Below are 19,872 nucleotides of genomic sequence, written 5' to 3'. Positions count from 1 at the left end.
GCTGGTTTTTTGCGTTTAAGAGCATGATAAGCTCAACTACTGTACTTTAATGCACAATGAATATGATTACCGTAAGTGCTTCTAAGAGGCTGAAATAAAATGAGAAAAGTTAACTATGTTCTGTTATTGGTTTTGATGATTATGCTCGGCGGCTGTTTGGGAATGCCACAAGGGGTTAAGCCTGTTGATAATTTTGAGCTTAATAAATACTTAGGCACTTGGTATGAAGTGGCAAGGCTAGATCATTCTTTTGAGCGTGGGCTTGAGCAAGTAAGTGCACAATATGTGTTGCAAAATGATGGCAGCGTTGCGGTTATTAATCGTGGTTTTTCGCTGACAAAGCAGCAATGGCAAGAAGCGAATGGGCGCGCTTATTTTGTTGAGTCTTCTGATATAGGGTATTTAAAAGTATCTTTTTTTGGTCCTTTTTATGGCTCTTACGTTATTTTTGGCCTTGATAAATCAGATTACCAATATGCGTTTGTTTCAGGGCCAGATCTTGATTATTTATGGTTATTATCTCGAACCAAAACCCTATCACCTGAGGTTTTCACTCAATTTATTGAGCAGGCGCGTTCATTTGGTTTTGATACGGATAAATTAATATTCGTAAATCATCCATAATGGCTAATACTGCTAGAGTGCATTTTGTCTTTCTAGCAGGATAATCATATGGTTAAAAAAATTATTTTATTCGCACTTTTTTGGTGTAATACGTTACAAGCAGAATCTTGGTATTTAGGGCAATGGCGTGTCATTGATGTGCTGGTAACAGGAGACAGTGTATTAAATCTTGATGATGCACAGCACTGGATCAGTAGAAAAGCCACACTTCGCAGTGATAAAGCTTTTTTTAGAACATGGCAATGCGAGAAGCCTCGTTATAGCCAGGTTACTTTATCAGAAAAGCAATTTTATGCTGATTATCGTGTGAGTTTTGAGATGCTTGAGATTAAAAGTAACCGTGTAAGTATTCTAGATATTCAATGCCCTTTAGACAGCTCAGCTAAAGCAGCGCTGCTCATTCAAGGGGAAGAAAATGAACCATTTAGTTACAGTTTTTGGGACGGTCTTTTTTTTAAAATGTCGAAAATATAAGCGTTGTTATATTTGTTTAACCAATTGAGAGATGTTCGATGAGTGCTGTTCGTTCAGGGTATTGTGCTAAATATTGAGCCGTAGTGTCATAAAAACTCACTTGAACGGGTAAACCTTGCCATAACTTTTTAAGGTAAAATGCAGCTATTGTGTTGCCATTGAGCAAGTAGTCAACGTTGGTATAGCCTCTTTGTGCCATGTTCTCAAACATTTTCCGGCCCTGCTCCAAACTCTCTGCAGTGCCTAATTGCCAATCAGTTAAATTAACTATTGCATAATTGATTGTGTGATTGGGGTGTTTTTGATATTCCAAAAACATCGCATTACGAAATTGAATAACTCCTTCTTTGTTAAAACCTGATAATAATTCAAGGTACAAAAAAGGAGCTTGAATGACAAAACGGTATTTACCATGACCCTCAAACATGCTTTTTCCTTCTGTAATGCAATCACGTTCACTTTTTATGATATGTCATCAAAAGGCGTTGGCAAAGTAATTGTGATTTATTATTAAATTTCATTTAGGCTATAACGTTCATAATAACTATAAATAGCTGAATTATTTAGCTTCACCCATTAATTTTGGCTATTTACACGGCCAATGGCGAGTCAACGGTACGTTAATGTCACACGGCTAGCTTTGAAAATAGTAACCTGCTAACAGGTTACAATATTATTGGCGTAATGAGAGGTAATTCCTCTTGTAGAATAGAAAATGGCTGAGCTTAATATTTATCCCGACTATAATTAGCAAAAATGCATTAATAAATAAGAGTGAGTAATTGAAAGCTAAATCGATTGATTTGACGGCTATATTTCAAAGCTGGATCCATTCAAGGTATTTATTATCATTGCGTGAGTCTTTTATTGCTTTATTGCCTTATTTTGTCAGTTCAGCGCTGGCTATATTACTTATCAATGGTGCGGTAAATATTAGTTTAATGGAAAGTGGCAGTCGCTTTAATCAAACCATTGAACAAAGTGCGCAGCTAATTTTGCTTTTATTCCCTCTCATGGTGACGTTATCAGTTGGGTTTCATTATTCAAAAAATTTAGGTCATAGCGCCGTTGTTGGGGCGATTTTGGCATTATTGAGCTTTGCTGTGCACAGCCACTTTTTAGAGTTTAATCAAGATGACATTAGTTTAAATCCAACCGGTTCGAGTGCGTACGCCATTATAATTCCTTCACTGACGAGTTTATTGCTACATTACTGTTTGATACTGGTGCCAAAAAACAATCGTTATTTAGACGGTGTGAGTGAGTTTTTAAAAGATAAGTTACTGTTAATATTACCCTTTAGCGCTGTTTTTTTTGGATTGTTTTTAGTAATACCTATGTTTGATTGGTTGGGCATCCAAATTATGTGGGTGTTAACCCCAGACCCTACAGCCAGTGTGGCTCAACTTACTTTTGAGCGAATGTTAACAGCGCACTTGTTTTGGTTTTTTGGAGTACATGGTGACAACATGTTTACCATGTTATTTGAACAATCCTTTCTTGATAAAGACATTATAACGGGGTTAAGTGCCAAAACGTTTTATGATACGTTTGTTTTGCTAGGTGGTACTGGTTGCTTTGTGGGGCTGATTATTGCCGCGCTGGCGTTACCTAAACATAGTCACGAACGCAATATCGCGAAATTATCGATCCCGTTTACTTTGTTCAACTTTTGTGAAATTTTATTATTTGCCTTGCCGGTTTTTTTAAATCCAATTTTACTGCTGCCATTTATTTTAGCCCCCAGTATTAATTTTTTACTGTCGTATCTTTTTTTATCGTCAGGTTGGGTTGGTTTTGCACAAACTGAAATTAGCTGGATGACTCCTACCTTAATGAATGGCTATCAAGTGGGGACTGATTTAGGTGCAGTTTTTTTACAGCTTTGCTTAATTATGCTCAACGCTTTGATTTATTATCCATTTTTAAAATGGAGTGCTGAAAAAACGAATTATCACTTAGCATTACAGCGCTTAAAAGAGCAATTACAAGTATCTCAGCAATACGCAGCGACCAGTGAACGACGTTTTTTACATCAACAACGTTTATCAACACAATCCACTCAAATCTTAAATTCAGTACTTAAGGAAATCGCACAAGGCAAATTACAATTGCATTATCAGCCTCAGGTGTGTTTATTGACTGGAAAAATTTGTGGTTTTGAAGCGTTATTACGATTAGAAACGTCAGAAGGGAAATTGGTTGGGCCTTACTTTCTTGATACGCTTATTGCACATCAACAAACTGAGCTGATTGATTTATGGGTGATGGAGCAAGCTGCAAGAGATTTGGCTTTGTGGCATAAGCAAGGTTTTGCGCCCACGATCAGTATCAATCTTAATCCTAATGTATTAACGCAGGCCGAGTTGGTTGAAAAACTCTGTCAATTGTTTACCCAATACCCTAACCAGCTAAAAGTAGAAATAGTTGAATCGAGCTATTTGACTGATCAAGCGAAAGTGAGTGAACACATTCTTAAGCTTAAATCTTATGGCATCGATACTGTGATTGATGATTTTGGTACGGGATATTCAAGCCTTTTTATGTTGGCAAATTTACCGGTTAGACACGTTAAATTAGATCGCCAATTTTTGGTGCAAGCACAAACCGAGAAAGGAAAGTTACTTTATCAACATATGGTGCATATTTTTATTCAAATGGGCTACAGCATTGTGGCTGAGGGCGTTGAAACGCAGCAAGAGCTCAATTGGATTAAGGGCGTAGGAGTGCAAATAGCTCAAGGTTGGTACTACGCCAAAGCGTTACCGGCGCAAGATATTATTGAATTTAGGCTGCACTAAAATCGGTAAATTTTTTGATTGATTTAAAGCCTGGGCGAGGCTTAGCCATTGAATAGATTGAATTGGTTGGTTTTTTTTCGGTATGATAGGCGTTTATTGCAATCTACTCGGAATTTAAATGGATATTAAGCGCATAAACCCCACACAACGCTGGTCTGATATCACAGTCTTTAATAACACAGCTTATTTTGTTGAAGTTGCTGATGATGCCAGTGCTGATATTGAAAGCCAAATAAAACAAGTATTTCAGCAGGCTGAGCGTTCTTTGGCCTCGGTGGGCAGTAATTTATCATGTTTGTTGTCAGTCACTATTTATTTACCCGATTTGGCACATCTTGCCTTATTTAATCAACTTTGGGATGCTTGGTTACCCCAAGGACAAGCGCCAAGTCGTGCGTGTATCAATGCTCAATTGGCCGATCCTAGTTTATTAGTTGAAATCACTGTGGTGGCGGCCATTTTACCTTCAGTTTAGTGATAAAAATAAATCGTTAATAAAGATAATGGCTACTTTTGCGCTATGTCTTGAGCCCAGAATACTTGCCCGAAGATATCATCATGGTATGTTTTGTGGCGCAAAAATTTTTATAAGGAATGCTTCTATGCCAAAGGCGAGTGACGTTAAAAAAAGCACCGCAATTGAACACAACGGCCGTGTTTTAATGATCAAAGACATAACCCGCTCTGTCCCTCAAGGCCGAGCTGGTGGCAGTTTATACCGCATGCGCTTGTATGATGTGGTTACAGGTGCAAAGGTTGATGAAACCTTTAAAGATGTCGATATGTTAAAGTTGGCCGATTTGCTGCGCCGTGAAGTGATGTTTTCGTATGTTGATGGCACAGAATATGTGTTTATGGATAATGAAGACTACACGCCTTACAGCCTTGATAAAGAAATGGTTGCCGATGAAGTGCCATTTTTTAATGATGAAACACAAGGTTTATATGTCATTTTAATAGGCGGAAAACCAGTTGGGATTGATTTGCCACCAAGTGTTGAGCTAGTTGTTGAAGAAACCGATCCGTCGGTAAAAGGCGGCTCTGCCAGTGCTCGTACAAAACCTGCTCGTTTAAGTACTGGGCTAACGGTGCAAGTACCAGAGTATATTGCTGTTGGTGATCGCCTAAGAATTAATACGGTTGAACAGCGTTTTATGAGCCGTGCTGATACAAAATAGTAGTACTTGACTCATTGAGCCTGAGCCTATTTGGCTCAGGCTTAGTTTATGCTTTGGGTTTTTCGGAGATCCATAATTTGATGTGGCCTTTAACGACAATTGTTCCTTCATTGTCATACGCAGTCACCGGCACGAACATATCACCTACCGCCCATTGTTCAGGTTCAACCTCTGCCACACAGCGAATATCACTGCCTGCTTTTGCGGTGTAATCAACATTCATGCCTTTTGGGATCCAGCGTAAATGTTTTGGCACCGACGCTTCTGCCATTACCCCCATCGCCATTTCTAACCCATTACAAATTGCAATGACATGAACGGTTTTTATGTGGTTAAACACAGCACGGCGCTTTGGAATTAAACATTCACAGTAATTGACTCGTAAGTCAGTGATACGCGGATTAATGGTGCCAAAATAAGGTGCCATTCTAGCAACTAAAATAGAAAATATTTTTTGACCAAATGGCCAAGATTGCAGTTTTGTGTACAAAGCCATCACTTTATTTGGTTTGTTGATGTGTTGTTGGCTCATAAGTCCCCTGTACATGGTTATATTTAATCTGGTCTGATGAGTGTAGCATTCAACGCGAATAAAAATCCATGCTCCAATTAAGCCAACGGGAGAATGTTGATTTGTGTCATTCGACGATGTATTTAATTATTACTGGTTCAGAAACAGCCGCCTTTTGAGGCATAATACTGGTCAAAAATGGGATAAGTGCTTTAAAAGAGATAAAAATGCGAGCAAAGTGGGATATTTTTTGTTGTGTTGTTGATAACTTTGGCGACATTGGCGTGACTTGGCGTTTGGCCAAACAATTGGTGGCAGAGCAAGATGTTGATGTCTGTTTATGGGTTGATGAACTGGATGCGTTTGCCCGAATTTGCCCGCAAGCCAATGCAACGTTACCGCAACAAATGCAGCAAGGTGTGACTATTCGCCAGTGGCCAGTTAAATGGCAAGCATGTGATGCGGCCGATGTGGTGATAGAGGCATTTGCGTGTGAATTACCCCATGATTACATTCAAGCGATGGCAAAACGAGAAAAACCATCGTTATGGCTTAACCTAGAATATTTAAGTGCCGAGTCTTGGGTTGAAGGGTGTCATGGCCTACCTTCGTTACAGTCTAATGGTTTACAAAAGTACTTTTTCTTTCCTGGGTTTACGCCTAAAACGGGGGGGCTTTTTAAAGAACATAGCCTCATTTGCGAGCGCGATTTATTTTTAAGTCATCCTAAATATCGCGAACAATTTTTAGAGCAATTGGGTGTTATGGTTGCTAAAAATACTTTTTTGATCTCTCTTTTTGCCTATGAAAATGACAGTTTAGCTAGTTGGCTTAAGTGTTTGGCTGATGGTGACGAGCCAGTGCATGTATTGGTTCCTGAAGGGCGAGTGATCCCGCAAGTAATGGCGTTTTTAGGTGTCAATGAACTTAATGTGGGTGATGTTCATATTATTGGGCAGTTAACTATCCAAATTATTGCGTTTATGAGCCAAGAACAATATGACCAATTGCTTTGGAGCTGCGACTTTAATGCGGTGCGGGGAGAGGATTCATTTTTAAGAGCGCAATGGGCTGGTAAGCCTTTTATGTGGCATATTTATCCCCAAGAGGAAGACGCACATTTGCCAAAGCTAGATGCTTTTTTAGCGCTTTATTGTCCAAATCCACAAAAGTTGCACCAAGGTGCATTGTTGGAGTTGTGGCGTCAATGGAATGTTGGTGAAGATATAAGCAATAATTGGCTAACTTTACGTAAAAATTGGCATGAGGTGTCTGAACATAGCAATAAATGGTGTGAACATCAGGCAAAACAAACAAATATTGCGCAAGCTCTAGTACAGTTTTATTTAAATTGGTTATAATGCCCGTTCAATTATTTTATGTATTCATCCTTTTTCGGAAATTAATATGAAAACTGCACAAGAAATGAAGCCTAACAGCGTTGCGCTTATCGACGGTCAACCATGGCTAATTCAAAAAGCTGAGTTCACTAAATCTGGTCGCTCTAGTGCTATCGTTAAAATGAAGTTGAAGAACTTATTAACCGGTTCTTCTACAGAAACAGTTTACAAAGTTGACGATAAAATGGAGCCAGTAATTCTTGATCGTATCGAGGTTACTTACTCTTATACTGCTGATGACTTATATGTATTTATGGATGCTGAGTACAATCAGTATGAAATCAATGCTGAAGATTTAGAAAGCGTATTACCATATATTGTTGATGGTATGAATGACATTTGTACTGCTGTTTTCTTCGAAGGCAAAGTAATCACTGTTGATTTACCAACAACTATTATTCGTCAAATCACGTACACTGAAGGTTCAGCTCGTGGTGACACAACAGGTAAAGTAATGAAGCCTGCACAATTAGTAAATGGCACAGAAATCAAAGTTCCTGATTTTTGTAATATTGAAGATTGGATTGAAATCGATACACGTACTGGTGAATACAAATCTCGCGCTAAAGCGCCAGTTTAGTATTTCATTAAGCGGGTGGTATTACTGCCCGCTAGTATTTTTAAGTTATAGCCATCGCTTATCTAGCTTACCCTATTTTATTTTTATTTAGCTTGCTCCTCTTTTTGTTGCTCGACTCTTACTTAGCCCACTAGGTTACAAACCTCGCGACACGATTAAATCTCCCCTAGATTGAACAAATTGCAATCCACAAAGGTCAACACGCCCTAGGCAAATTGTCATCGTATTTATTCTTCATTCACCATTTTTTAATGTATCGGTTTTTAATGCATTGAGTAAGTGTTCAATATCATCATCACTTTGGTCTGCTAGCTGTTCAATTAGTAGTCGTAAAATGCGTGATTTTGCAAATCCGGTGTGTTCAGCTAAATGGTTTAACTGTTCAATATGCTCATGACTGAGTGTGAATGTCGCATTTTTAAAGTTTCGAGCTCTCGCATTTTTTTTTCGTTTTTTAGCTGGCAAAATCGGTTGTGCTAACACCGAGTGTCCTTGTGCATAAGCTGTGGCGTCTTCTATAAACTCATCAACATTTAACTTTTGTAGTTTTTTAGCCGCCGCTTTTTTTTTCAGATCAGCTAAACTCATGGCTTGTTCCTGGTGCGATAGCCAGCATTTCTTCTGCGATGGCTATTATTTCTTCTGCGGCTTTACCTGATGGATCAATCTCTATCACTGACTCGCCATTTTCTTCACTGTCATCATAAATATTACGACTATAGGTAATGGCATCAAGTACATTAATCCCAAATGATTCACATACTTCTTTTGCTTCAATGATCCGGCTTACTTGATTGGGTAAGGATGGGCATTGGGTCATTACAAACGAGGCATTCATTTTAGGGTTAACCATTTTACAGGTTGAAAGAATGTCTTCCATGTGCGGCACGGTTTTTAAATCACGACGTTTTGGTCTAAGTGGAATTAATACATGATCTGCTACAGACATGGCCGCTCGAAGGGCTAAGTTGTCTTGGCCACCGCAATCAACCACTAAATAATCATAGTGATTTTCTAGGCTTATGAGATCATTGCGAATTTTTCCATACAATTGTACGCAGTTGATCATGGGTAACTTAGGGTTTGCCGAACGTGCTTGGATCCAATCTGATGAAGTGCGCTGTGGATCACAATCTACCATTAAAACCGTTGCTTGCTTATACTTTGCTAGGTAAACCGCAATGTTTTGTGCTAAACAACTTTTACCGCTACCACCTTTTTCACCACCAACTAAAATAATCATTGTAAATCCTTAATACGTATTCAGGTAAACTCATTATTTTTTAGAAAAGATAAGACCAATATCAAACCAACCGTGACTTTGCTGCTCGGAACGAATGACAGTAGCCAAACGTTTTATGGTGAGCGATTGGCGAGGTTTGAAATGCACTGTAATTTGAGCGTCAATTGGAATGCTTTGCTCTAAGCTAAAACGTAATCCACCACTTGATACATCTACGCACATTACATCGCGGTTTTGTTCTATGCCATTGGCATCACGCCATTGGATTGAAATGAGTTCTTTTTCCATATCAAGGCGAAGAGAAGACCGTCTGTCATGAAAGGTAGGCTCATCAGTCATATCTACTGCTCCATTTTTAATTTAAAAAACCTCTAATGAGGTGTATTTAAAAATGTAGCTGATGTTTATAAAAAAACGAGTTTAATGAAGATTTTGCAAAAATAGTGCGAGGGGAAGATGGGCGGCTACGCGCACGCCCAGTGTACTTGATACTTTAAAAATTAGATTGATTGGCAGGCTTTTATTGCGCCATCAAGCAGTTCAAGTGCCGTTTTTGTGTTTTTGGGTAGCTCGGCTGTGGGTTGGTTGATAGGGGAGACACGTTCAGACCATTTAATATAAGAAGCTCCCCACGTTAAACCAGCGCCAAATGCGGCCGACATAATGTTGGCATTAGGTTGAATAAGCCCTTGTTCTACGGCTTCACACAATGCAATAGGCACAGTTGCGGCCGAGGTATTACCGTATTTGTTAATGTTCACCATGATTTTATCATCTGACACATCTAGACGCTGGGCAATGGCTTGAATAATTCGCAAATTGGCCTGATGTGGGATCAGTACATCAATGTCTGTTAGTGCTAAATTGGCTTGTTGCAATACATCATCACACGCATCACTCATGCCTTTAACGGCACGTTTAAATATTTCACGCCCTTCAAATAATAAATCGGAAGGTCCTACCGGAGCATCGTATTTGTTGATGTCAGTACCAAAATTAGTGATGTGTAAAATGTCTCTTTCGGTGCTATCGCAGCCTGTTTTGGTTGCCATCAGGCCACAGGGTTCATCGCACGCTTCAATGACAATAGCACCTGCGCCATCACCAAATAATACGGCACTGTCGCGTCTGGCCCAGTTTACGTACCAAGTCATCCGTTCGGCACCGATCACGACTGCTTTTTTGATCATTCCGGCCTGAATTTGCGCAGTGGCGTTTTGTAATGCATATAAAAAACCAGAACAAGCAGCATTTACATCACAGGCTGCAGCACCGGCGGCACCAATATTTTTTTGTACTAATGAAGCGGTATTGGCCACCATAGTGGATGGGCTGCACGTTGCAAGCAAAACCAAATCGATATCACTGCCATCAATACCGGCACATGCCAATGCATTTTTTGCAGCTGCGGTTGCCAAGTCTGCGGTAGACACATGGCTGACACGGCGTTCGCTAATGCCAGTACGCGATGTGATCCACTCATCGTTGGTATCAACTACATCACTGAGTGCTTGATTGGTAAGAATTGCCGGAGGTAAACATTTACCCCAGCCAGTAATTTTGCCATATAACATGTGTGTTCCAAAGTGTTTGAGCTTGCATCCAGTGTAGTGGATATCACGCGGTTTGGGTGTGGTCAGAGGAGTTATAACAAAATCTAGAATTGAACTCTAGCAAATTCACTCAATCGTTTTTTTAACGCAAATAATTTGCATGATTTGCGCGTAATTAACGCAAAGTGATAGGTTTTTAGTCTATTTGTGATATCAATAGCAATATAAGAATAATAAAAGGTAATTAAGATGTTTAGACTTTCTGCTGCGCTATTAACGAGTGTAATGCTCATGACAAGCTCGTGTGTGTTTGCTCACGTTGATGCTGTTATTTATGGCGGGACGGTATTGACCATTCCTGGTACGCCAGCTCTTAAAGAGCAAACATTAGTTTTGAAAGAGGGTAAAATTAGTGCAATACACCAAGGATATCGCACTTTAGCGCAATTAGGATTAACAGATGCTCCTGTCATTGACCTTAAAAACAGTTATGTCATGCCCGGCCTAATTGACATGCATGTTCATTTAACGTTTGAGCGAGATCCTGCAGCGAATCCCCATGCTTGGCTAACTCAATACGATTCAGATTCAGCCTTAGCATCAATCCCGTATCTTGAAAAAACACTTAAGGCAGGCTTTACCACTGTGCGTGATTTAGGTGGGTCTTACAAAGTGATATTCCCGTTAAAGCGAGCGGTTAATAATCAGACCATCGTTGGGCCACGCATTTTTGCCGCTGGTGATTTTATTTCAGCCACTGGCGGCCATGGTGATTTACATGGTTATCGTCATGATGTTACAGAGCTTATTACAGGCGGATTGGGCATTTGTAACGGCGCAGATGATTGCCAAAGAGCGGTGCGCGAGGTAGTTAAAAGTGGCGCCGATGTAATTAAAATAACGGCTACAGGCGGGGTGCTCAGTAATACGGCAGCCGGAGTAAAACAGCAATTCACCGACAAAGAACTCAAAGCGATTGTGACTACAGCACATAATTTAGGCCGTAAAGTAACGGCACATGCGCATGGTACCGATGGAATTAATGCTGCAATTCGTGCGGGAGTTGATTCAATAGAACATGGATCGTATCTTGATAAAGAATCGATTCGTTTGTTTAAAAAACACCATACCTATTTAGTACCAACCTTGTTAGCGGGTGCCACAGTATCTGAAGAGGCGCTCATTAATCCAAATATGCCTGCTGCAATTGTGGCAAAAGTAAAACAAGTTGCTCCTTTGATGGAAGAGGCATTTCGTACAGCATTAAAAAATAAGGTAAATATTGCCTTTGGCACCGATTCTGGTGTCTCACGCCATGGTCAAAATGCTAAAGAGTTTGCCCTAATGGTGCAGTATGGTATGCCGGTGAAGGATGCAATTGTCAGTGCTACACTCAGTGCTGCAGCCTTGCTTGGCATGGAAAAGCAGCTTGGCAGCTTAGAAGTAGGTAAATTTGCCGATATCATTGCCCTTCAAGGTGATCCAGAACAAGATATCAGCGAATTATCTCGAGTATCATTTGTTATGAAAAATGGGGTGATTTATAAAAATGAAAAGTAATTTACCTGTAGAACTGTCCTTATCACAACACTTAGTAATGTTAGAACTTTCATTATTAAAACCTAATGTGCGGGCTTCTTCAGCCATGCTGGATAATTTGCTTGCAGATGACTTTGTTGAATTTTCTGCAACAGGAAAGTCTTTTGATAAACAGCATGTATTATCGCGTTTACCATCAGAAATGATGCCAGATTTTCATAATCAAGATTTTGATGTGCGCTTAATTCATGCTGAGATAGCACAAGTAACCTATCGGGCGCGATTGGTACGCGATAAAGAACCCCGACCGCAGTTTTCAAATCGCAGTTCAATTTGGCGTAAAACGACAAATGGTTGGCAAATGGTATTTCATCAAGGCACACCCTGTGCCGAATTTACGATAGATAAAAAATAGGGTAGGCAGTGGTAAAATGGTCTTTTGGTAGCAGTCGTCCGATGGATAAGCTGCTCCTGTTGCGCAGTGGTGCAATTGTTATACAACTTATAACCGTGTTTGCAGTGTACTTCTTAATGGCGTTAGATATTTCATTAATGCCATTAATCGTGGTTATTTGTGGTGAAACGATATTTCATTTAACCAGCATCTTGTTTTATCGTCGGCGCGATATTCGCCAACATGACTTAGTCTTGCAATTGCTTGCCGATGTGGTGTTTTTAACACTGTTATTGTCTCTAAGCGGTGGTGCAACCAATGCGTTTGTATCGCTACTTTTGTTGCCGATTGTAATAGCTGCGGTCACGTTACCCACTCGTTGGTTGGTTTTAGTGTCAGGTGCAGCAATGGCAGCCTACAGTATTATGTTGTTAAAAATGCCCAGCCACAGTATGCATCACATGGACATGACAAAACACTTTGTTGCCATGTGGGCTAATTTTATCTTATCGGCACTGGTGGTGACCTTAGTTGTGGGGGCACTGGCTCGAATGATCCTTGAGCGTGAAAAAGCAATTGCTGAACAACGTGAAGAACAATTGAGAAGTGAGCAACTGCTTGCGCTAGGAATGGCCTCAACGCAAGTCACCCATCAACTCGCTACGCCACTTGCCACGATTCAGCTTCTTTACGATGAACTACTTGAAACAACCCCTAATCACCCTGCGTTGCAAGAGATGGCAGCCCCACTGAATACTTGTGCGGCTCAGTTGGCTTCATTTCGAGAGTTAGCCAGTGCTGTGCGTGAAAAAAAATCTCAACGATTGAAGGTATCTCTCCTGGTTGAACAATTAAAAGAGCAGTTCCAATTGCAATTTCCACTGCAACAATTAAACATATCGGCTTTACCAGCGGGTTATATTGAAGCGGATGCCTTGCTATTGCCCGCTTTATTTAATTTATTGCAAAATGCGGTGCAAGCAAATGATGTGCAAGGTCAGCAATGCGTTGAAATGGACTTAAAGCAGCACCAAAAGGAATGGGCGACTACCTTAGTGATCACCATTCGTGATTTTGGCTTGGGGTTGAGCGATGATCAGAGTATTAAACTTGGTGTACAGTTGATTAAAAGCGAACAAGGTTTAGGGATGGCGCTATTATTGTCTAATGCTACAATCGAGCGTTTTTCTGGCAAACTTCACTTACAAAACCATCCAGAAAAAGGCATGCAAGCAATCGTTGAATTACCGTTTTATCCTCTTATTCAACAGACCCGTTATGAGTAACGATTTAATGCGATTATTGATCATTGAAGATGATGTTGCTTATGCCAATGTGTTAGCTCGGCGTTTAACGCAGCAAAGGTTTACCTGTGAAAAAGTGCATCACAGCTGTGATGCACTTGCGAAGGCAATGCAGTTTAGTCCAACTCATATCCTACTCGATATGAAACTTGAAAATGACAATGGCTTGCATTTAATTAAGCCACTTCGCACGGCATATCCGAAGTGCCACATAGTGTTATTAACGGGTTTTGCAAGTATTGCTACGGCCGTGGAAGCCATGCGATTGGGAGCGAGTGATTATTTAGCCAAACCTGCCGACACACAAACAATACTCAAAGCCCTTATCGGAGAAACCGACGATTGTATTATTGAAGAAGCCCCCATGTCGGCAGAGCGCCTAGAATGGGAGCATATTCAGCAAATTCTGAATGCGAATAATGGAAATGTATCTGCGACTGCGCGGCAACTTGATATGCATCGACGCACGTTACAGCGTAAATTATATAAAAAACCCGTTCAGCGCTAAATCACAGCGTTGAGTTCTGTGAGTGTCGTTATGTCGTTGCATTGTGTTTATTGCAATAAACTTGAGTTATTGCCCAATTCTGGCTAGCTTTTGTGTATCTGTTGTTGAAGTGTACCTCACCAAATGTTTGATATAAGCAGTCTCAATTTAGGCGCAATCTTAGTTGCCACATGCTCTTCGTTTTTATTATGGGGGATTTGGTATTCACCTTGGCTATTTGAGCTCGCCTGGCTTGAAACATCGGGGTTAACCCCATTTGACATCAAAAAAGCAGATCCGTTAAAAGTGATTGGTATTGCTTTTTGTGCCACTTTTTTAATTAGTATGCTGTTTGGGTTTATCGTAGGAACGCACCCGAGTGTATTATGGTCAACATCCTTAGGTTTTATTGTCGGATTGTGTTGGGTCTCGACCGTATTGGCAATTAATTATGTGTTTGAACAAAAGCCGCTAAAACTCTTTTTAATCAATGCGGGTTATCACACCGCACAATTTACCCTCATTGGCCTCGTGTTTGGTTTATGGCCTTATTAAATGCGTTACACTCTGATGTAAGTATCATTAAAGATTAACCTCATGGCTCGTCCAAATAAAAATGCACCTACTCGCACTGTTGATATATTTTGTAAAGCGTGCCAAACAAAACTTTATAAATATCAAAAAGGTGGTAAGGGGGCGCTCGTTAAATGCTTTGTTGAACGGATCAGTCAAGATTTTACAACTCAAGTGGGGCAATGCCCTAATTGCCAGCAAGTATTTGCCCGCCAGTGCCTTATTCGGGGGATCCCTGCTTTAAAAATGATTGGTGGAAAAGTTCATAGCAAATAAAGTGGAGTGAAAAAGAAGGTAAGTCAGTCCAAATAAGGATTTATGTCCTTGTTCGCCTTAATTTAGCATCCTAAACTATGCAACCTTGTCGGATACCATTTAGGTATCTCACTACAAGCTGTTTCATGGAATGAAAAACGTCCTCCCCACGGATAGGGCCAGCAGATCTGGACGAATATTAAGCTTGGAGTTGTGTAATGACTGATTTAATTTTTGATATTATCGGTATGTCAGGTACGTTTTTAGTGGTGGGTGCTTTTTTTCTACTACAATTAGGAAAAGTCAATCCTCAGGGGTTGAAATATAATTTGATGAATTTAACAGGCGCTATCTTGTTATTAATAAGTCTTTGTTATAACTTTAATTTAGCAAGCTTTGTTATTGAATTATTCTGGATTGCAGCCTCTTTAATCGGGTTGTATAAATACTTCAGCAAACCCACAGCCACCACCTAATTTAGGATAAAGGGAGTAAAAAATGCAACTGGTTCTTTACCCCTTTTGTTTAGCATTAATTGCCTGTTTGAGTTTACCAAGCGCAGCAAATGAAGAGCCAGTACCTGCGGTGTTAACGGCCAATACCGCTTCAACCACTGACGCTTCAACCACTGACGCATCAGCGACATCAGAGGAAACAAGTAACCTCATCGCCTTTCGTGAGCAAATCAATCAACAAATGCAAAATAGCGCTCAGTGGATTGATAATTTAATTGCTGATGTTCCCAGTGACCAAAAAGCTGCCGCTAAAGGCTATTTACGCTTAGGGTGGCTTCCTCGCAATAATGATTGGAGTGAAACACAAGTTCGTTTTACCGTATCACTGAGTTTACCCAATTGGAAAAAACGCTTAAAGCTGATTGTTGATAATGATGCAGATGAATTTGGGCGCTTGCCATTTGAAACAGAAAACCCCATTGCTGGCAATAATAATCAAGGCAATGACATTAATGCATCATTGCAATACTTAGTTGAAAAAAATGATAATTTGAATATCGATCATCGTATTGGTATTTCACGTACCCAGCTTTATGCTCGCAGTTCTGCTGTGTGGGAAAAACAAATTGAAAGCCATTTTTTTTCTGCTAGGGCAGGTCTTGAGTATTTTTATTCTGATGGCTTTGGCCAATTTCTTAAATTAGCCTACGACAAAGAACTTTCGCCTACACTGAGTGTAAATTGGTCGGCAAACTTGCGTCATTTGCAAAGTGAACCTGAGAGTGAACTTAGAAGTGGCTTATATTTAAGTTATTTACCTGATCAAAAGCGTGCCATGATCACGGGCGTTAACGTAAAACATACTTTTAACGGTTTCAAAAATTACACCGTGTCTTATCGCTACCGCCAGCAATTTCTTCATAGTTGGCTTTATTACGAAGTCGAGCCTTTCTTAGAGTATCGTGAGTTAAAAGATTACAAAGAGGAATTTGGTATCGCGCTGCGAATTATCGGCTATTACGGTCAATAATACCGACAACGTAACATTCACTTTTAGCATAACAATTATGTAAAACATGCTGTTATCTCAGCCCATAGTCGGGTATCTTCAATCTATCGGTTTTTAATAATATGCTATTGAAAAATAGCGTATCTATTTATTTTTTGGTCAGAACATGCCACTGTTTCTCTCTCGTTTTTCTCGTTTTTTTGGCAGTACTTACTGGTTTTTAGTGAGTGTTTGCATATTTATTGTTTTACTCTGGCTAAGTTGGCAAGTGTTAAAACTACAGAATTTTCATTATTCATTATGGTATGACTGGCTTGATATAAAACAGCATATTGAGCTTTATGGCCCGCAAAATATTCATTTTTTAGGACTTGAACATTTAGCCAAAACAGAACATATCGCGTTATTTAGTTACATTGTTGATGCAATTGACCACCATGGGGAAGGCTTATCTCAGATCACCTTTTATAATGGTTCTGTGTTACAACCGTTATTAACTCAAGCAGAAATAACGCATTTAGAAGATGTGGCTAACCTGATTAATGTTACAAATGGCGTTGCTTTCGTTAGTTTTTTTGCGTTGGTTTTATTGCTAGCTTTACCTCGCTTTATCACTGGTCGCTATCCTAAGTTTAAAGCCTTGGGCTTGTTCAAGATTTACTTTTGTCTGCTTTTTTTAGTGGGGGGTAGCCTTTTTGTTGTTGGCCCTACAGCTGTTTTTTATTGGTTTCATACTATTATTTTTCCAATTGATCACCCTTGGTTTTTCTACTATCAGGATTCATTAATGACCACCTTAATGAAAGCGCCTGACCTATTTGGAGCCATAGCGGCAACGCTAATGCTGTATTGCAGTGTATTTCTCGTCATTGGCCTTTTACTTATGGCTAGATTAGGTCGATTATTCAAAATGAGACAATAAAATAGGTTGACCTAGAAATATCGGTAAGTAATCGCTAAAAAAACCAAGCACAATTTGATTTTTCTTTAATGATTGAACCTTTTTGCGCGATAATCAATTCCTTAGGAGGTTTAACTCTTGTTTATAAACAGCTAATGACTTTAAATTGTATTTTTATCAAACTGTTAAACTTAATTTCTGTTGAATTTATAAGGAAATAAAAATGAAAAAAGTGATACTACCGAGTTTGATTTTTGCTTTGAGTTTAAGTGCCAACTTGGCACAGGCGAATGAAATTACGGCTGATTTTTTAAAGCAAGAAATCGAATTGGCATATAACCATTATTTAAATGCTGAGCCTCAAAGTGCACTGTACGCTCTTGAAGCATTAGCACGTATTATCAAGTCTGATACCACAGGTGTTTTATTATCAGAAGTGGGTCCTAATACGCTTTGTTTTACCTATGTTCGAATAGGTCTACTTTATGAAAAATTGGGCAAGCAAGAGCAAGCGACGAGTGCATTTAACCAAGCTGTGAAAAATTTCGGTGGCAACGCTGAGTTATCAGTGTTAAAAGCCTTAGTATTAAAGCTTGATGAAAAAGCAGCCTAGATTTTTCCTGAAGCTGCAATCATCATTTTCAAATTTTTAGCCGGTGATTAAGTGATAGACCACAGCCATAATGAGTGGGCTGTGGTCAAAATTAAGAGCGGGTTAATTAGACGTATGGTGGTAATAATTGGCTTGTTTAAGGCTTGCCAAATCGTTGTGATGCACGCCGTTTTTGAGCATCACCGGAATAATTTTTTTACTGATCCACTGGCGAATATAAAACGGCTGGTTAGGAATAAAATGGTGAATGGTATGGGTATGGCCAAAGTTAAAACAAAACCATTGAAAAGGCGCAAAAAGCCAGTGATTAAGTACATAGGTTTGTTGTAATACGTTCGTCACACCGCCATAGTAATGCATTGAAGAGGTGACAAAATTTAAGCTGGCAGAGCGAAGAATATTGGGCGCAATTAAAACCACCATTAAAAAATTAACCCAGCCCATAATCTCAAGCAAATAGGCAGGATAAGCAAGTTGCCCTGCTGTCGCAAAATCAACAACATGAAAAATAATAAAACTATAAAGCACTAAAAAATAACTACTTGTAATAGGAAAGCCCGCATTAAACACCTTTAAAAAGTGAAAGCCTTTAATTTCAGCGCTAAAGCGTTTTTGAAAAATCAACAAGCCCAGCAAGCCATCAACAATCACAATAAAACGCAGCAGCGGGTTTTTAATGCCATTGCCGACTAATCGCTCTTCTAAATCTTGATTGGTACCCGATACTTTGTGATGGTTTAAATGCATCACGCGCCGCGCCCACGGATTAATGGTATTAGGGCGCATCAGCCACACCACCAACATCATCAGGTTATGCATTACGGGTTGTTTATTAAAATATTGTTTATGAATTAGGTCGTGCTCAAGCTCATGGGAAATTGAAGCAAACAAAGCTGCAAGAATAATCGTGAGCCAAGCAGGAATAAGTGCCAAATAATATAAAAAACCAATACCTACCATGGCAGATAAAGACACAATTAATAAGGTCAGTGCAATGGTATTTTGGTGGGCCAAAAGAGGGTGACGTGCTCGCAGCAGTTGCTCTTCTTTTTTTATCGCTTTGACGATAGTTTGAATACGTTGATTGCTTGATGAAGAATTCATGGTTCGTTTTTAACAGCAAAATGTGCGCTCATGATACGGTTTTAGGGCTTCATATCAACAAAAAGCGTTTAACGGCTGGCACTAAAATAGGTCAAGGGTTTAAATAAGTTCAGCACACAGACAGTTGAAAGCGGCCATTTTCTTACTTTTCAGACACTTTTAAACAATGTTATGCTATCCAATCAAAAAGGGGACAAGACAAAGTGCTCACGAATAAAGGCTATCCCAAAAATTTTTTAGGAGAAGAGATGCTACTGTTCGGTGCTGCATTACTGATTTTAATCGGTGTGATTCACTCTTACTTAGGTGAAAAATACCTGCTTATGCGTTTATTTAAACGTGATAATTTACCAAAACTGCTAGGCAGTGAGCTATTCACTAAGCGGGTGTTGCGTTTTGCTTGGCACATTACAACCTTGGCGTGGTGGGGCTTTGCCGCCATTTTATATTTTTTACATAGCCCGAGCGCACAGCTTAAAGTTGATATTTTGCTGAGCATTGCATGGGTGTTTACCTGTAGTGGCCTAGTATCTTTGATTGTGGCACGAGGTAAGCACTTGTCTTGGTTGTTCTTTTTTGTCATTGCAGGTACATGTTTTATGAGCGTTTAGGCCGTAAAGGTTTAGCGGCAATTACTTGGTTTACGTGATTTTTATTTGACCGCTTGGGCGGTCAAAAAGATAAGTAATACTAATTGACGAGAGAAGCTCGAATTTGTATGTGCACTCAATCATTTTTTTTTGCATTATCGAAAGCCAGATTACAGTAATGACAAAGGTAAAAACGCCAACAAAAATGGGTTTATAAACATCAACAGTGATTTATGGGTGGGCGAGTTGTTGATAAATTTTAGTACCTGTTGTGATTCCAAGAG

Annotated in this window: 25 protein-coding genes; 18 read left to right on the top strand and 7 right to left on the bottom strand. The window is 39.6% G+C overall.

Annotation, left to right across the window (positions count from 1 at the left end):
- The first annotated feature begins 99 nt into the window (after positions 1-99).
- Together AC3KZC_RS19090 and AC3KZC_RS19085 are read left to right on the top strand one after the other, a co-directional pair.
- Entirely contained in the window at positions 100-624 is a 525-nt protein-coding gene (locus AC3KZC_RS19090; protein WP_490577554.1) for a lipocalin family protein, read from the top strand.
- Positions 625-672: 48 nt separating this feature from the next.
- The gene (locus AC3KZC_RS19085) at positions 673-1,098 is read left to right on the top strand and encodes a hypothetical protein (RefSeq protein ID WP_490577555.1); all 426 of its coding nucleotides are present in this window, start codon (positions 673-675) and stop codon (positions 1,096-1,098) included.
- 16 nt (positions 1,099-1,114) lie between these two features.
- Here the strand turns inward: AC3KZC_RS19085 and AC3KZC_RS19080 are convergent, their stop codons facing one another.
- The gene (locus AC3KZC_RS19080) at positions 1,115-1,525 is read right to left on the bottom strand and encodes a hypothetical protein (RefSeq protein ID WP_490577556.1); all 411 of its coding nucleotides are present in this window, start codon (positions 1,523-1,525) and stop codon (positions 1,115-1,117) included.
- 355 nt (positions 1,526-1,880) lie between these two features.
- Between AC3KZC_RS19080 and AC3KZC_RS19075 the strand changes: the two genes are divergently transcribed.
- From AC3KZC_RS19075 to efpL, 3 genes are all read left to right on the top strand, one after another.
- A complete protein-coding gene (locus AC3KZC_RS19075) occupies positions 1,881-3,899 on the top strand; it encodes an EAL domain-containing protein (protein WP_490577557.1) in 2,019 nt (672 codons plus the stop codon).
- A 118-nt stretch (positions 3,900-4,017) separates the two neighbouring features.
- Complete coding sequence (locus AC3KZC_RS19070; protein ID WP_490577558.1) at positions 4,018-4,374, top strand: RidA family protein; 357 nt, start codon at positions 4,018-4,020, stop codon at positions 4,372-4,374.
- Between the two features lie 127 nt (positions 4,375-4,501).
- Positions 4,502-5,077, top strand: a complete 576-nt coding sequence (gene efpL / locus AC3KZC_RS19065) for an elongation factor P-like protein EfpL (RefSeq protein WP_490577559.1) — start codon at positions 4,502-4,504, stop codon at positions 5,075-5,077.
- 46 nt (positions 5,078-5,123) lie between these two features.
- On the opposite strand, the gene AC3KZC_RS19060 is transcribed toward efpL, so the two are convergent.
- Positions 5,124-5,609 (bottom strand): hotdog fold domain-containing protein, encoded by a 486-nt coding sequence (locus tag AC3KZC_RS19060; protein WP_490577560.1) that lies wholly within the window; start codon positions 5,607-5,609, stop codon positions 5,124-5,126.
- A 206-nt stretch (positions 5,610-5,815) separates the two neighbouring features.
- Here AC3KZC_RS19060 and earP point away from each other — a divergent pair, with 206 nt between their 5' ends.
- Positions 5,816-6,949, top strand: a complete 1,134-nt coding sequence (earP, locus tag AC3KZC_RS19055; protein WP_490577561.1) for an elongation factor P maturation arginine rhamnosyltransferase EarP — start codon at positions 5,816-5,818, stop codon at positions 6,947-6,949.
- 46 nt (positions 6,950-6,995) lie between these two features.
- Positions 6,996-7,568 carry an elongation factor P gene (gene efp / locus AC3KZC_RS19050; RefSeq protein WP_490577562.1) on the top strand — a complete coding sequence of 191 codons (573 nt, stop codon included), beginning with the start codon at positions 6,996-6,998 and terminating at the stop codon, positions 7,566-7,568.
- Between the two features lie 234 nt (positions 7,569-7,802).
- Here efp and AC3KZC_RS19045 read toward each other — a convergent pair whose 3' ends face one another.
- The 4 genes from AC3KZC_RS19045 to AC3KZC_RS19030 form a co-directional block, all read right to left on the bottom strand.
- On the bottom strand, positions 7,803-8,156 hold the full coding sequence (locus tag AC3KZC_RS19045; RefSeq protein WP_490577563.1) for a replication protein RepA: 354 nt from the start codon (positions 8,154-8,156) through the stop codon (positions 7,803-7,805).
- A complete protein-coding gene (locus tag AC3KZC_RS19040; protein WP_490577564.1) occupies positions 8,143-8,811 on the bottom strand; it encodes an AAA family ATPase in 669 nt (222 codons plus the stop codon). Before AC3KZC_RS19040 ends, AC3KZC_RS19045 begins: the two co-directional genes overlap by 14 nt.
- A 33-nt stretch (positions 8,812-8,844) precedes the next feature.
- Complete coding sequence (locus AC3KZC_RS19035) at positions 8,845-9,150, bottom strand: PilZ domain-containing protein (RefSeq protein WP_490577565.1); 306 nt, start codon at positions 9,148-9,150, stop codon at positions 8,845-8,847.
- A gap of 161 nt (positions 9,151-9,311) precedes the next feature.
- The gene (locus AC3KZC_RS19030; RefSeq protein ID WP_490577566.1) at positions 9,312-10,385 is read right to left on the bottom strand and encodes a ketoacyl-ACP synthase III; all 1,074 of its coding nucleotides are present in this window, start codon (positions 10,383-10,385) and stop codon (positions 9,312-9,314) included.
- A gap of 228 nt (positions 10,386-10,613) precedes the next feature.
- Here AC3KZC_RS19030 and AC3KZC_RS19025 point away from each other — a divergent pair, with 228 nt between their 5' ends.
- From AC3KZC_RS19025 to AC3KZC_RS18980, 10 genes are all read left to right on the top strand, one after another.
- Positions 10,614-11,924 carry a metal-dependent hydrolase family protein gene (locus AC3KZC_RS19025; RefSeq protein WP_490577567.1) on the top strand — a complete coding sequence of 437 codons (1,311 nt, stop codon included), beginning with the start codon at positions 10,614-10,616 and terminating at the stop codon, positions 11,922-11,924.
- The gene (locus tag AC3KZC_RS19020) at positions 11,914-12,318 is read left to right on the top strand and encodes a nuclear transport factor 2 family protein (protein WP_490577568.1); all 405 of its coding nucleotides are present in this window, start codon (positions 11,914-11,916) and stop codon (positions 12,316-12,318) included. The genes AC3KZC_RS19025 and AC3KZC_RS19020 overlap by 11 nt, the downstream gene beginning before the upstream one ends.
- A gap of 41 nt (positions 12,319-12,359) precedes the next feature.
- Positions 12,360-13,583 (top strand): ATP-binding protein, encoded by a 1,224-nt coding sequence (locus AC3KZC_RS19015; RefSeq protein ID WP_490577688.1) that lies wholly within the window; start codon positions 12,360-12,362, stop codon positions 13,581-13,583.
- 7 nt (positions 13,584-13,590) lie between these two features.
- Positions 13,591-14,109 (top strand): response regulator transcription factor, encoded by a 519-nt coding sequence (locus AC3KZC_RS19010; protein ID WP_490577689.1) that lies wholly within the window; start codon positions 13,591-13,593, stop codon positions 14,107-14,109.
- Positions 14,110-14,232: 123 nt separating this feature from the next.
- A complete protein-coding gene (locus AC3KZC_RS19005; protein ID WP_490577569.1) occupies positions 14,233-14,643 on the top strand; it encodes a DUF1761 domain-containing protein in 411 nt (136 codons plus the stop codon).
- A gap of 42 nt (positions 14,644-14,685) precedes the next feature.
- Positions 14,686-14,937 (top strand): hypothetical protein, encoded by a 252-nt coding sequence (locus tag AC3KZC_RS19000; RefSeq protein ID WP_490577570.1) that lies wholly within the window; start codon positions 14,686-14,688, stop codon positions 14,935-14,937.
- A 197-nt stretch (positions 14,938-15,134) separates the two neighbouring features.
- Positions 15,135-15,392 (top strand): CBU_0592 family membrane protein, encoded by a 258-nt coding sequence (locus AC3KZC_RS18995; RefSeq protein ID WP_490577571.1) that lies wholly within the window; start codon positions 15,135-15,137, stop codon positions 15,390-15,392.
- A 22-nt stretch (positions 15,393-15,414) separates the two neighbouring features.
- Positions 15,415-16,401 carry a hypothetical protein gene (locus tag AC3KZC_RS18990; RefSeq protein WP_490577572.1) on the top strand — a complete coding sequence of 329 codons (987 nt, stop codon included), beginning with the start codon at positions 15,415-15,417 and terminating at the stop codon, positions 16,399-16,401.
- Positions 16,402-16,546: 145 nt separating this feature from the next.
- Complete coding sequence (locus tag AC3KZC_RS18985; RefSeq protein WP_490577573.1) at positions 16,547-17,302, top strand: lipoprotein intramolecular transacylase Lit; 756 nt, start codon at positions 16,547-16,549, stop codon at positions 17,300-17,302.
- 202 nt (positions 17,303-17,504) lie between these two features.
- Positions 17,505-17,894, top strand: a complete 390-nt coding sequence (locus tag AC3KZC_RS18980) for a hypothetical protein (protein ID WP_490577574.1) — start codon at positions 17,505-17,507, stop codon at positions 17,892-17,894.
- A gap of 102 nt (positions 17,895-17,996) precedes the next feature.
- On the opposite strand, the gene AC3KZC_RS18975 is transcribed toward AC3KZC_RS18980, so the two are convergent.
- On the bottom strand, positions 17,997-18,998 hold the full coding sequence (locus AC3KZC_RS18975; protein WP_490577575.1) for a fatty acid desaturase: 1,002 nt from the start codon (positions 18,996-18,998) through the stop codon (positions 17,997-17,999).
- 248 nt (positions 18,999-19,246) lie between these two features.
- Here AC3KZC_RS18975 and AC3KZC_RS18970 point away from each other — a divergent pair, with 248 nt between their 5' ends.
- The gene (locus AC3KZC_RS18970) at positions 19,247-19,609 is read left to right on the top strand and encodes a hypothetical protein (protein ID WP_490577576.1); all 363 of its coding nucleotides are present in this window, start codon (positions 19,247-19,249) and stop codon (positions 19,607-19,609) included.
- Positions 19,610-19,872 lie beyond the last annotated feature (263 nt).

This window comes from Pseudoalteromonas sp. J2K-J031 (assembly GCF_058197095.2).
This window is presented reverse-complemented; position numbering and strand designations above follow the sequence as displayed.